Raw genomic sequence first — 11,916 nt, forward strand, 5'->3', positions numbered from 1 at the left:
TCAGTCGAGGCTCCGCCGCGTGACGCGGAACGACAGCAGGAAGAACAGCGCCCCGAAGCACAGCATGATGCCGATGTTGGGCAGGATCAGCCCCCATTGGTCGCCCGCGAGGAACACCGACTGCAGCGCCGGGATCAGATAGCGCGCGGGCACGAGATAGGTGAGCGCCTGGATCGGCCAGGGCATCGATCCGATCTCATAGATGAAGCCCGAAAGCAGGAAGGTAGGCAGGAAGGCCGAGAGCAGCGCGATCTGGCTCGCGACGAACTGGTTCTTGGTGGCGGCCGAAATGAACAGCCCGAGCCCGAGCGCCGGCATCAGAAAGGCCGAGGAGATAGCGAACAGCGTGAGCACCGATCCGCGGAACGGCACGCCGAACACCCAGACGCCGATCACCGCGCACAGCGCCATCGAGACCTGGGCCAGCAGGAAATAGGGGATCACCTTGCTCGCGATGAACTCGGCCATGCTGATCGGCGTGGCCATCATCGCTTCCATCGTCCCCCGCTCCCATTCGCGCGCGACGACGAGCGCGGTGAGCAAAGTACCGACCATCGTCATCACATTGGCGATCGAGCCGGGGACCAGGAAATAGCGGCTCATCAGCTCGGGATTGTACCAATAGCGCGTCGAGACTGAGACCGGCGGCTGTGCTGCGCGCGGGTTGCGCTCCAGCCCCTCGGCGGCCGCCCAGCTCGCCCGCACGCCCTCTCCGTAAGCGGCTGCGAAATTGGCGGTGTTGGGTTGGGAGCCGTCGGTGATGATCTGGATCGGCGGCGCCTTGCCGCGCTTCACGCCGTCGCCGAAATCGCTCGGGATCACGATGATCGCGCGCAGGTTGCCGTCGACCATCCGGTCGCGCACCCCGGCGACGCTCCGCGCCATGGTGACATCGAAATAGGCGGAGCGCTGATAGGCTTGGGCGAGCCGGAGCGCGGGCGCGCTGCTATCCTGCAGCACCACCGCCACTCGCGTCCGCGTGCTGTCGAGCGACACGGCATAGCCGAACAGGAACAGCAGGATCATCGGCAGCACGAAGGCGATCAGGAAGGTGGAAGGATCGCGCAGGATCTGCGCGCCTTCCTTGCGCGACAGCGCCGCCAGGCGGCGAAGATCGAAACGGATCACGCTGCCTCCCTCCCTTCACCGCGCTTGCGGTCGAATTCCTCGATCAGCGCGATGAACGCATCTTCCATCGTCGGGTCATCGATACCGGCGAGGCGGCCCGCCTCGGCCTTGAGCTCGTCGGGGGTGCCGGTGGCGATCTGTTCGGCGCGATAGATCAGCGTCGCGCGGTCGCAATATTCGGCTTCATCCATGAAGTGGGTAGTGACGAGCACGGTTACCCCCTTCTCGACCAGCCCGTTGATGTGTGTCCAGAACTCGCGGCGCGTGACCGGATCGACACCCGACGTGGGCTCGTCGAGGAACAGCACCGGCGGCTCGTGCATCACTGCGCAGGCGAGCGCGAGTCGCTGCTTGAAACCGAGCGGGAGTGTGCCCGCGTTGACGTCGAGGCGGTCGCCGAGCTCGAAAATCTCGGTCATCGCCGCGATCGCGCGCCGGGCGCGGGGGCGGTCCAGATCATAGGCGCCGGCGAAGAAATCGAGGTTCTGGCGCACGCTCAGATCGCCGTAGAGCGAGAATTTCTGCGCCATATAGCCGAGCGATGCCCGCGCATCGGCCCGCGCGTGGCGCAGCGACTTGCCCGCGACCGAGCCCGTGCCGCTGGTGGGCGTCAGCAGCCCGCACAGCATCTTGAAGGTGGTCGACTTGCCCGCGCCGTTTGGGCCGAGCAGTCCGAAAATCTCGCCGCGCGGGATAGCGAAGTGCATGTCCTTCGCCGCGGTGAACTCGCCGAAGCGCTTGGTGAGGCCGTTCGCCTCGATCGCGCATTCGTCCTTGGGCGGAATGGTGCGGTAAGTCTCGGCGAGCGAACTGGTCCCGGCGGGGCCGCCTCCCAGCCGCTCGATGAAGCCGTCTTCGAAGCGCGGCGGCGCGGGCTCCACCTTCGTATCCGGGCCACCCTCCAGCGCAGCCGCCTCGGGTATCGCGGCGCCGTCGGCGATAAGCAGCCGAACCGAGCGGCCCTGGATCGTGCCGTCGATCACATCCTCGCGATCGAGCGCATGGGTGAGGAAGCGGCGGCGGCGATCGGTGAAACCGGTGACGCGGATCACCCGGTCGGCGACTGCGCCAGTCAGCTCGGCAGGCGGGCCGTCGAACAGCAGTTTGCCTTCGTTGAGCAGGTAGACGGTGTCGCACTTCTCCGCTTCGTCGAGATAGGCGGTCGACCAGAGCACCGCGATCCCCTGATCGGTGAGGTCGCCCACCATCGACCAGAGCTCGCGCCGCGAGATCGGATCGACGCCGACACCCGGCTCGTCAAGCAACAGCACGCGTGGAGTCTTCACCAGCGCGCAGGCGAGCCCGAGCTTCTGCTTCATGCCGCCCGAAAGCCGGCCCGCGAGCCGATCCTGGAAGCGCGCGAGATCGGTGAACTCGAGCAGCCGGCCGAAGCTCTCGGCACGCTCCTCGCGCGGCAATCCACGGACTTCGGCATAGAGGCGAAGGTTCTCGATGACCGACAGGTCTTCGTAGAGCCCGAAGCGTTGCGGCATGTAACCGAGATCATCGAGCCGGTCACCGGGCGCGCCGCCGAGCACCTCGATCGTGCCTTCGGTAGGCGCCATCAGCCCAGCGAGGATGCGGATCAGCGTGGTCTTGCCGGCGCCGTCCGGGCCGACGAGGCCGGTGATCTGCCCCGGCTCGATCGCCATCGAGACGCCATCGAGCGCAGGTGCGCCCTCGCCGAAGCGCTTGACCAGCTTCTCGGTGCGGGCGAGCGGCCCGGCCACGGCGTCAATCCTCGCGCGCGGGGCGGGCGGCTGGGACGCGCACCGTCACTGGCTGCCCCTGGCGCAGGGCATCATCGGGATCGCCTACGATGATGCGCAGCTGATAGACCAGATCGGTACGCAGATTTGCGGTCTCGACGGTCTTGGGCGTGAACTCCGCGCGCGGCGAGATATAGCCGATCGTGCCGTTGTAGGCCTTGGGATTGCCGTCCGCGGTGACCTGGACCTTCATTCCCGGGCTGATCCGGGCGAGATCGGTTTCCGAGACATAGGCGCGCACGCGCATCGGCCGATCGATCGCCAGCGTGAGCACCGTCTCGCCCGGCTGGACGATCGCTCCGGGCTCGCGCGCCCGCGTCACCACCGTGCCGTTGGCGGAGGCGATCAGACGCGTGTCGGAGAGGTCGGTCCCCGCTCCTTTTCGCGCGGCCTCGGCCGATCGCAGCTCGGCGGCCGCCGCGGCGACATCTTCGGAGCGGCTGCCGGCATTGAGGAGCGACAGCGCCTGTTGCGCCTCGCGCAGCTGCGCACGCGCCTGGTCGCGTTGCGCAACGGTCTGTTCCCATACGTCGCGGCTGATCGCTCCCGGACCCACAAGCGGCTGGCGGCGCGCATAGTCGCGGTCGGCGTCGCGTGCCGCGGCTTGGGCGGCCTCGACGCGTGCGCGGGCCTGGGCGATGTCCTGCGGACGATTGCCGTTGCGCAGCTTGTCGAGCTGCGCCCGCGCCTGGGCGATACGGGCATCGGCTTCGGCGACGCGGCTGTCGATCGTGTTGGTCTCCAGCGTCGCGAGAAGTTGCCCCTGCCGGACCTTGTCGCCCTCATCGACGCCGATCGCCGCGATCCGGCCGTTGACGCGGAAGCCGAGGTCGACCTCGCGGATGTCGACATTGCCGTAGAGTTCCAGCCCCCCGTCGCGGGTCGGTCGTAGCAGGCCGAAACCGCGCGTCGCCGCGGCGGCGACCACGAGCGCGACGATCAGGACAATGATGACAAGCCGGCGTCGGTTCATCGGGGCTTCTCCGAAAGAATGCACATTGCGTTGGCGCGGATTCGCGCCCGCAGCATCGCCGCGGTGTCTTCATCGAGCTGGTCGATCTCGAGCGCGCGGCAGACCGAGGCGCGGCCGGCGCGCAGCACCATCGCTTGGCCGAACAGCAGGATGCTCATCGCGGCTGCCTCGCGGCGATCGAGATCGGGACGCGCGCGCTGGATCAGCTCGACGAAGACATCCAGCACGGGGCGCATCGCGAGATCGTACAATCGGTCGAAAGCCTCGGTCGGAACCTGCTGCTCGCGGATGATGAAGCGCGACCACGCCTCGGTCTCGGGCCGCAGCATCATCTGCGCGAGTCCGTCGAGAATCGTGGCGATCGCCGCCGCCGCCGCCGCGGGCGAGGCGCGGCCCGACTCGAGCGCCTGCGCGACCGTTTCGTCCTGCCGCGCGCGGATCGACGCGGCGATGTGCTCCGCCGCGGCCAGGTACAGCCCCTGCTTGCCGCCGAAATGATAAGTGATCGACGACATCGCCGTGCCCGAGGCGCGCGCGATGTCGCGCGTGCTCGCGCCTTCGAAGCCGAGCCGGCCGAATTGGTCGATCGCCGTTTCAAGAAGAGTCTGCGAAACCATGGAACTCCTGTTCGTTCGAACGAACTAGCAGGAGTTCGACCTTGGAGCAAGCTGCATTTCAGCACAGATTCGCAGCCATGCGTCCCGAATTTGCTCGACAGCCGCCCCGCGCTAGGGGAACTACCTAGATCCGCACGGCACAATCCGATTGGATTTTCCGCGATTTATGCTTATGTACCGATCATTATGAAAAACATACTCTGCCCCGCTGCAAAGGGTCGCCCGCGGGAATTCGATGTTGACGATGCGCTGGCGGCAGCGCTGCGCGTCTTCTGGACCAAGGGCTATGAGGGCGCGTCGTTGAGCGACCTCACCGATGCGATGGGAATCACTCGTCCGAGCCTCTACGCCGCCTTCGGCAACAAGGAGGCGCTGTTCCGCAAGGCGCTCGATCTCTACGAGCGCGAGAAGCTCGCCTATATGCGCGACGCGATCGACGCGCCAACGGCTCGCGCGGTCGCCGAGCGGCTGCTGCGCGGCGCGCTGGCGATGCAGACCAGCGATTGCGGTGACCCCAAGGGCTGCCTGCGCGTGATCAGTTCGGTGGCGTGCGGCGTCGAAGCCGAGTCGATTCGCGCCGAAGTGATCGAGCGTCGCAAATCGTCCGGACGCACGCTGATCGAGCGATTCGAACGCGCCAAGGCCGAAGGCGACCTTCCCGATGACATGACCGCCGAAGGCCTCGCCGCCTATCTCGTAGCTTTGCTCCAGGGCCTCACGCTCCAGGCGGGCGCCGGCGCGAGTCGCGAGGAGCTCGAACGGCTCGTCGAGACCAGCCTGGCCGTCTGGCCGACACGCTGATCGGAGATGTCAGGCCGCGTCCGACTTTTCGTCGATCGCGGCAGCAAACAGCGAAGTGAGGCGCCGCTGGAGCGCACCGCTTCCCGCAGCGCTGAGGGGCGCCACCGCCAGCGCGGAACGAAGGATTCCCGTTCCCATCAGCACCGAGAGGCAAAGGCTCGCCCGCAGCTCGGCATCCTTCCCTCCCAGCAGCGCCGCCACCGGCTCCAATATGTCCTCGTCGATCGCCTCGCGGATGATGCTCGAGGCCTTGGGCGATGAGGCCGAACGCAGCAGGATCATCAGCCGATCGATCTGGGCATCGGCGTCCTGAGCATCCTCGCCCTTACCATCGAGCAGCAGCGCGGCGAAATGCGCCGGCAGATCCGCACGCGACACCCCATGCATGATGTGCTCGTCGTCGCCGCGGACCGCCTCTTTGAAGAGCTGTTCCTTGCTGCCGAAATACCGGCTGACCAGCGCTGGATCGACACCGGCATCGCCTGCGATCTCGCGCAGGCCGACGTTCTCGTAACTTTCGCGGGCGAAGTGGCGGCGTGCGGAGGCGAGCATCGCCTGTCGCGTGGCGGCCGCATTGCGCGAGCGCGGAGCCTGGGTGGGCGGGATCATGATCCCCTCTCCTATCATCGCCGCCCCACAGGTCAACAGTTGTGGACATTCATGTCTACGAGCGTTGACAAGGCTTCAACTTGGCCGTAGCCCGCCTCACGGGAAAGGCCCACCAAAGAGGTCACCCGGAAAGAGGGTCGCCGAACTGGGCAGAACCAGGAACGCGCATATGTTTTCGATGAAATCCCAGACGCTTGTCATTCCGGCTCTCGCAGCCGCACTCGCGCTTTCGGCGTGCGGCGGAGGCGAATCGGGCCCGCCCCAGCAGGGCGCACCGCCCGTCACCGTCTCGCAGCCGCTGGTGCAGCAGGTGGTCGACTGGGACGAATTCGTCGGCCGTTTCGAGGCGATCCAGGACGTCGAGGTGCGCCCGCGCGCTTCCGGCTACCTCCAGGGCGTGCACTTCCGCGACGGCGAGTTCGTCCGCAAGGGCCAGCTGCTCTTCACTATCGATGCGCGCCCGACCGAGGCTGCGCTGGCCCAGGCGCGCGCGCAGCTCGCCCAGGCGCAGGCGACGCTCGCCAATGCGCGTACCGAGCTTGCGCGATCGCAGTCGCTCGCTTCGCAGCGTGCGGCCAGCCAGGAAGAAGTCGAATCGCGCCAGGCGGCAGTCCGGTCCGGCGCGGCGCAGGTCGCGGCCGCCCAGGCCAACGTCCGCGCCCGCGAGCTCGACCTCGGCTTCACGCGCGTGACCGCGCCGATCAGCGGACGCATCTCCGAACGCAATGTCGATCCGGGCAACTCGGTCACCGCAGATCAGACGGTGCTCACCCGGATCGTTTCGATCGATCCGCTGCACTTCGTGTTCCAGGGTTCGGAAGCATTGCTGCTCAAGTACCAGCGCGAAGGCTCGGGCGTGCGTCCCGGCTCGCCGGTGCGCGTAAAGCTCAGCGACGAGAATGATTTCACCCACGCCGGCACGCTCGACTTCGTCGACAATGCGATCGATGCCGGCGCGGGCACGATCCGCGCACGGGCGATCATGCCCAATCCGGGCGGCTTCCTGAAGCCCGGTATGTTCGGCTCGCTCCGGCTGGAGGCGTCGCAGCCCTATGACGCGATGCTGGTGCCCGACACGGCGGTGATGGCCGATGCGGCGCGGCAGATTGTGCTCGTGGTCGGAAAGGACGGCACCGTCACCGCCAAGCCCGTGCAGACCGGCGCACTCCGCGGCAACCTCCGCGTGATCCGCAGCGGCATTGCGCGTGAGGACCGCGTGATCATCGGCGGCATCCAGCGCGCGCGTCCGGGCCAGAAGGTCACTCCGCAACCGGGCAAGATCCAGGCGCAGGCTGCTGCACCCGTTGCGGCGCCGGGCAGTTCCGCCCTGCCTGCCTCCACCGCGCTTCCCGCGAACGGGCGCTGAAGGGCCGGACCATGAATATTTCCAGCTTCTTCATCGAGCGGCCGATCTTCGCGGCCGTGATCTCGGTCTTCATCACGCTGATCGGCGCCTTCTGCTATCCGTTGCTGCCGCTCTCGCAATATCCCGAGATCGCACCGCCCACGATCGCGGTCCAGGCCTCCTATGCCGGCGCCTCGCCCGAGACGATCGCCGAGACCGTTGCGGCGCCGCTCGAGCAGGAGATCAACGGCGTCGAGGGCATGCTCTACATGAGCTCCTCCTCCACGCAGAGCGCTGCGCAGATCACCGTGACCTTCCAGCCCGGCACCGATCTCGATTCCGCGCAGGTGCTCGTGCAGAACCGCGTGCGCCTTGCCGAGCCACGCCTGCCCGAGCAGGTGCGCCAGGTGGGCGTGACGGTGAACAAGCAGGAATCGGGCTTCCTGATGATCGTGGCGCTTACCTCGCCCGACGGAAGCCTCGATACCGATTACATCGGCAATTACGCCAACACGACCATCCGCGACCGGCTGCTGCGGCTCGAAGGCGTGGGAAGCGTCCAGGTGTTCGGCGGCGGCAATTATTCGATGCGCGTCTGGATCGATCCGGACCGCGCCGCTGCGCGCAACCTCACGTCGAGCGAGATCGTCGCGGCGCTGCGCGCGCAGAACGTCCAGGTGGCGGGCGGCGCGCTCGGCCAGACGCCCACCGGTTCCGCCGATCCGTCCTTCGAAGTATCGGTGGACGTCGAGGGCCGCCTGCGCACCGTCGAGCAATTCTCGAACATCACGGTCAAGTCCGATCCGCAGAACGGCGCGATCACGCGCCTGAGCGACGTGGCGCGCGTCGAGCTGGGCAGCCAGGATTATTCGATCCGCGGCTCGTTCGGCGGCGAGCCGGGCATCGCGCTCGCGATCGTCCAGCAGCCGGGCGCGAACTCGCTCAACGCAGCCGAGCTCGTGCTCGCCGAGATGGAGACGCTGGGGCGCGACTTCCCGCAGGGGATGAAATGGTCGATCCCCTACAACCCCACCGAATATGTCCAGGCCTCGGTCGAGGCCGTGGAGCACACGCTGCTCGAAGCGGTGGTACTCGTCGTTCTCGTCGTGCTCGTCTTCCTCCAGACGTGGCGCGCCGCGGTGATCCCGATCGTCGCCATTCCGATCGCGCTTGTCGGCACCTTCGCGGTGCAGCTCGCGCTCGGCTTCTCGATCAACTCGCTGTCACTGTTCGGCCTGGTGCTGGCGGTGGGCATCGTGGTCGATGACGCGATCGTCGTGGTCGAAGCGGTCGAGAAGCATATGCGCGAAGGCATGTCCCCGCGCGAGGCTGCGCACCGAACGATGAAAGAAGTGTCCGGCGCGCTGATCGCGATCGGCCTGGTGCTCGTCTCGGTGTTCATCCCGACTGCGATGGTCGCGGGTATCCCGGGCATCTTCTACCGCCAGTTCGCGGTGACGATCGCCGCAGCTTCGGCGATCTCGCTGCTCGTGTCGCTCACGCTCTCGCCGGCAATGGCTGCGCTGCTTCTCAAGCCGCACAAGCACCACGACGTCGATCACGGCCCCCGCTGGCTCCGCCCGGTCCGGGTCGGCGCCGAGAAGTTCAACGCCGGATTCGACTGGCTCTCGGACCGCTACGGCCGTCTCACCGCGCGCGTGGTGCGGATGGGCCTGATCATGATGATCATCTACGCTGGTCTGCTCGCGCTCACCGGCTGGCGGCTCACGGCAACGCCGACGGGGTTCATCCCCGAGCAGGATCAGGGCTTCCTGATCGGCGTGGTGCAGCTTCCGCCGGGCGCATCGCTCGACCGCACGAGCGAGATCCTGAACAAGGCCTATGACATCGCCAGCAAGACGGACGGCGTAATTGACGGCGCAGCCTTCGCGGGCCTCGACGGTGCGAGCTTCAGCCAGGCGTCCAACTCGGGCGTGATGTTCCTGAAACTTGCCGACTGGGAGGAGCGCGGCTCCGAGAAGTCGGCGGCGGCGATGGCCGGCCAGCTCACCGGAGCGCTCGCGGGGCAGATCGAAGGCGCCAATATCTTCATGATCGCGCCGCCTGCGGTCCAGGGCCTGGGCAACGGCAGCGGCTTCGTGATGATGATCCAGGACCGTTCGGCCAATGGCGGTTGGCGCGGACTGGAAGGCGCGACCGGCGCGATGATGGGCGCGGCGATGCAGCAACCCAACGTCGAGCAGGTCTTCTCGCTGTTCAACACCTCCAATCCCCGCATCCGTGCCGACGTCGACCGCGACAAGGCACAGCTGCTGGGCGTCGAGCCCGGGCAGGTGTTCGAAGCGATCGGCACCTACATCGGTTCGACCTATGTCAACGACTTCAACTTGCTCGGCCGCACCTTCCGCGTGACCGCGCAGGCCGAGCCGGGCTCGCGCGACGACCTTGCGGACATCGGCCGGCTCCAGGTCCGCTCGCGCAGCGGCGAGATGGTACCGCTCTCCGCGGTTGCCACCTTCCACCGGGATTCGGGGGCATCGCGCGTGGTGCGCTACAACCTGCTCCCCGCGGTGGAGCTCCAGGGTCAGGCGGCGCCGGGCGTCTCCTCGGGCGATGCGCTCGCCACGATGGAGCAGCTCGCCGCCAACACGCTGCCGCAGGGTTATTCGTTCGAATGGACCGGGCTCGCCTATCAGCAGAAGGAGGCGGGAGGCAGCTCGGCGCTGATCTTCGTGCTGGCGGTGGTGTTCGTGTTCCTGGTGCTCGCGGCGCAGTATGAATCGATCACGCTGCCGCTGGCGGTGATCCTGATCGTGCCGATGTGCATTCTGGCAGCGTTGCTGGGCGTGAGCCTGCGGGGGATGGACAACAACATCCTCACCCAAGTGGGGCTTGTCGTGCTCATCGCGCTTGCAGCCAAGAATGCGATTCTGATCGTCGAGTTCGCCAAGCAGGGCGAAGAGGAAGGGATGAACCGGTTCGAAGCCGCGGTGCACGCCGCGCGATCGCGCCTGCGTCCGATCCTGATGACCAGCTTCGCCTTCATCTTCGGCGTGATCCCGCTCGCGATCGCGACCGGTCCGGGCCAGGAGATGCGCCAGTCGCTGGGCACCGCGGTGTCGTTCGGCATGGTCGGTGTCACCTTCTTCGGCCTGATCTTCACTCCGATCTTCTATGTCCTGATGCGCGGCCTCGGCGAACGCCTGAGCCGCAAGCGCGCCGAGCCCGAAGCGCCCCCCGCAGCGGCGGCACCGGCTGGCGCGGGAGAAGCTTGATGAAACGCGGTCTCGTCGCCCTCGCCGGGCTCGCCCTTTCGGGCTGCATGGTCGGCCCCGACTATGTTTCCCCCGCACCCAAGCAGCCGGCGCAGGTGCCCTTCTCGGGCGCCTCGGCGCCCGGCTTCGTCCCCGCCGAGCCGCCTGCCGACTGGTGGCGGCTGTTCGACGAGCCGATCGTCGATCGCCTGGTGCAGGAAGCGCTGGCGGCCAATACCGACCTACGCGTCGCCGCCGCGAACCTGCGGCAGGCACGCGCGGTGCTGCGCGAGACTCGCACGAACCTGCTGCCCAGCACCAACGTCACTGCGCAGGGCAGCTACGTCCGCACGCCGGGCGCGTCGTTCGGCCAATCACAGGGATTCGAATCAGACAGCTACGACGTTGGCTTCGACCTCAATTACCAGGTCGACCTGTTCGGCCGCATCGCCCGCGCGATCCAGGCCGGTCGCGCCGACCTCGAAGCGACGCAGGCGACCTATGACCTCACCCGCGTGACGGTGGTCGCCGAGACGATCCGCGCCTATTCGGATGCCTGCGCCGCCGGGCGCCAGCTTTCCGTCGCCCAGGAATCGCTCCGCCTGCAGGAAGAGACGTTCGACCTGACGCGCCGGCTGGAGACGGGCGGGCGCGGCACCGGGCTCGATACCAGCCGCGCGGCCGCACAGCTCGAGCAGACCCGCGCCGAAGTCCCCAGCTTCGAGGCCGCACGCAAGGCAGCGCTGTTCCGCCTCGCGGTGCTCACCGGCAAGCCGCCGACGGAGTTCCCCGCCGACGTTGCGTCCTGCGAGACGACCCCGACGGTCGCGTCGGCCATCCCCGTCGGCGACGGTGCGAGCCTGCTCGCGCGCCGTGCGGACGTGCGTGCCGCCGAACGCCGCCTCGCCGCCGCAACCGCGCGGATCGGCGTCGCCACGGCGGAGCTCTATCCGAACATCAGCATCGGCGGCTCGATCGGTTCGACCGCACTGTCGCCGAACGATCTGTTCTCGGACTCGAGCCTGCGCTTCAGCATCGGGCCGCTGATCTCGTGGAGTTTCCCCAACATCGCCGTCGCCCGCGCACGCATCGCGCAGGCCGAAGCCGGCGCCGATGCCGCGCTCGCCGAATTCGACGGCACATGGCTCAGCGCGCTGCGCGACACCGAGACCGCGCTCTCCAACTATGTCGCCCAGGGCACCCGAGTCGCGACCTTGCGCCGCGCGCGCGACCAGAGCGCGGAAGGTGCGCGCATCGCCCGGTTGCGGTTCGGCGCTGGCGCCGAGAGCTTCCAGATCGTGCTCGACGCCGAGCGTTCGCGCGCAGTGACCGAAGCCCTGCTGGCGCAGGCACAGGCGGCGTTCTCGGACGCTACCGTGGTGCTGTTCCTCGCGCTCGGCGGGGGGTGGCAGCAGCCCCCGGCGAGCTGAGCGATGCAGGCCGCCGGTTGACCGGCGGC

The 11,916-nt window shown here is 67.6% G+C and carries 9 protein-coding genes; 4 read left to right on the forward strand and 5 right to left on the reverse strand.

Going from position 1 to position 11,916, the window contains the following annotated elements; all coding sequences use genetic code 11:
• The 4 genes from ACMGDH_RS16065 to ACMGDH_RS16080 are packed head-to-tail and all read right to left on the reverse strand — an operon-like array spanning nucleotide 1 to nucleotide 4,487.
• A complete protein-coding gene (locus tag ACMGDH_RS16065; RefSeq protein ID WP_436828988.1) occupies nucleotides 1-1,128 on the reverse strand; it encodes an ABC transporter permease in 1,128 nt (375 codons plus the stop codon).
• Nucleotides 1,125-2,858 carry an ATP-binding cassette domain-containing protein gene (locus tag ACMGDH_RS16070; protein WP_436828989.1) on the reverse strand — a complete coding sequence of 578 codons (1,734 nt, stop codon included), beginning with the start codon at nucleotides 2,856-2,858 and terminating at the stop codon, nucleotides 1,125-1,127. Before ACMGDH_RS16070 ends, ACMGDH_RS16065 begins: the two co-directional genes overlap by 4 nt.
• Nucleotides 2,859-2,862: 4 nt before the next feature.
• Nucleotides 2,863-3,870 carry a secretion protein HlyD gene (gene hlyD / locus ACMGDH_RS16075; protein ID WP_436828990.1) on the reverse strand — a complete coding sequence of 336 codons (1,008 nt, stop codon included), beginning with the start codon at nucleotides 3,868-3,870 and terminating at the stop codon, nucleotides 2,863-2,865.
• Nucleotides 3,867-4,487 carry a CerR family C-terminal domain-containing protein gene (locus tag ACMGDH_RS16080; RefSeq protein ID WP_436828991.1) on the reverse strand — a complete coding sequence of 207 codons (621 nt, stop codon included), beginning with the start codon at nucleotides 4,485-4,487 and terminating at the stop codon, nucleotides 3,867-3,869. The genes hlyD and ACMGDH_RS16080 overlap by 4 nt, the downstream gene beginning before the upstream one ends.
• A 186-nt stretch (nucleotides 4,488-4,673) precedes the next feature.
• On the opposite strand from ACMGDH_RS16080, the gene ACMGDH_RS16085 reads away from it, so the two are divergent.
• Complete coding sequence (locus ACMGDH_RS16085; protein ID WP_436828992.1) at nucleotides 4,674-5,288, forward strand: TetR/AcrR family transcriptional regulator; 615 nt, start codon at nucleotides 4,674-4,676, stop codon at nucleotides 5,286-5,288.
• A gap of 9 nt (nucleotides 5,289-5,297) precedes the next feature.
• Here ACMGDH_RS16085 and ACMGDH_RS16090 read toward each other — a convergent pair whose 3' ends face one another.
• Nucleotides 5,298-5,897 carry a TetR/AcrR family transcriptional regulator gene (locus tag ACMGDH_RS16090; protein ID WP_436828993.1) on the reverse strand — a complete coding sequence of 200 codons (600 nt, stop codon included), beginning with the start codon at nucleotides 5,895-5,897 and terminating at the stop codon, nucleotides 5,298-5,300.
• A 169-nt stretch (nucleotides 5,898-6,066) separates the two neighbouring features.
• Here ACMGDH_RS16090 and ACMGDH_RS16095 point away from each other — a divergent pair, with 169 nt between their 5' ends.
• Genes ACMGDH_RS16095 through ACMGDH_RS16105 form a run of 3 tightly spaced genes read left to right on the forward strand, consistent with a single transcriptional unit; the run spans nucleotide 6,067 to nucleotide 11,887 of the window.
• Nucleotides 6,067-7,263, forward strand: coding sequence for an efflux RND transporter periplasmic adaptor subunit (locus tag ACMGDH_RS16095; protein ID WP_436828994.1), 1,197 nt, complete (start codon nucleotides 6,067-6,069; stop codon nucleotides 7,261-7,263).
• A gap of 11 nt (nucleotides 7,264-7,274) precedes the next feature.
• Complete coding sequence (locus tag ACMGDH_RS16100) at nucleotides 7,275-10,478, forward strand: efflux RND transporter permease subunit (protein WP_436828995.1); 3,204 nt, start codon at nucleotides 7,275-7,277, stop codon at nucleotides 10,476-10,478.
• Nucleotides 10,478-11,887 (forward strand): efflux transporter outer membrane subunit, encoded by a 1,410-nt coding sequence (locus ACMGDH_RS16105; RefSeq protein ID WP_436828996.1) that lies wholly within the window; start codon nucleotides 10,478-10,480, stop codon nucleotides 11,885-11,887. Before ACMGDH_RS16100 ends, ACMGDH_RS16105 begins: the two co-directional genes overlap by 1 nt.
• Nucleotides 11,888-11,916: the final 29 nt, after the last annotated feature.

The sequence above is a fragment of the Sphingomonas radicis genome, from assembly GCF_051400635.1.
Classification (GTDB): domain Bacteria; phylum Pseudomonadota; class Alphaproteobacteria; order Sphingomonadales; family Sphingomonadaceae; genus Sphingomonas.

What these genes read in the sequence shown, in the direction of transcription:
- hlyD (WP_436828990.1), bottom strand. Translation starts at nt 3,870, where the DNA reads ATGAACCGACGCCGGCTTGTCATCATTGTCCTGATCGTCGCGCTCGTG.
- ACMGDH_RS16080 (WP_436828991.1), bottom strand. Translation starts at nt 4,487, where the DNA reads ATGGTTTCGCAGACTCTTCTTGAAACGGCGATCGACCAATTCGGCCGG.
- ACMGDH_RS16085 (WP_436828992.1), top strand. Translation starts at nt 4,674, where the DNA reads ATGAAAAACATACTCTGCCCCGCTGCAAAGGGTCGCCCGCGGGAATTC.
- ACMGDH_RS16090 (WP_436828993.1), bottom strand. Translation starts at nt 5,897, where the DNA reads ATGATCCCGCCCACCCAGGCTCCGCGCTCGCGCAATGCGGCCGCCACG.
- ACMGDH_RS16095 (WP_436828994.1), top strand. Translation starts at nt 6,067, where the DNA reads ATGTTTTCGATGAAATCCCAGACGCTTGTCATTCCGGCTCTCGCAGCC.
- ACMGDH_RS16100 (WP_436828995.1), top strand. Translation starts at nt 7,275, where the DNA reads ATGAATATTTCCAGCTTCTTCATCGAGCGGCCGATCTTCGCGGCCGTG.
- ACMGDH_RS16105 (WP_436828996.1), top strand. Translation starts at nt 10,478, where the DNA reads ATGAAACGCGGTCTCGTCGCCCTCGCCGGGCTCGCCCTTTCGGGCTGC.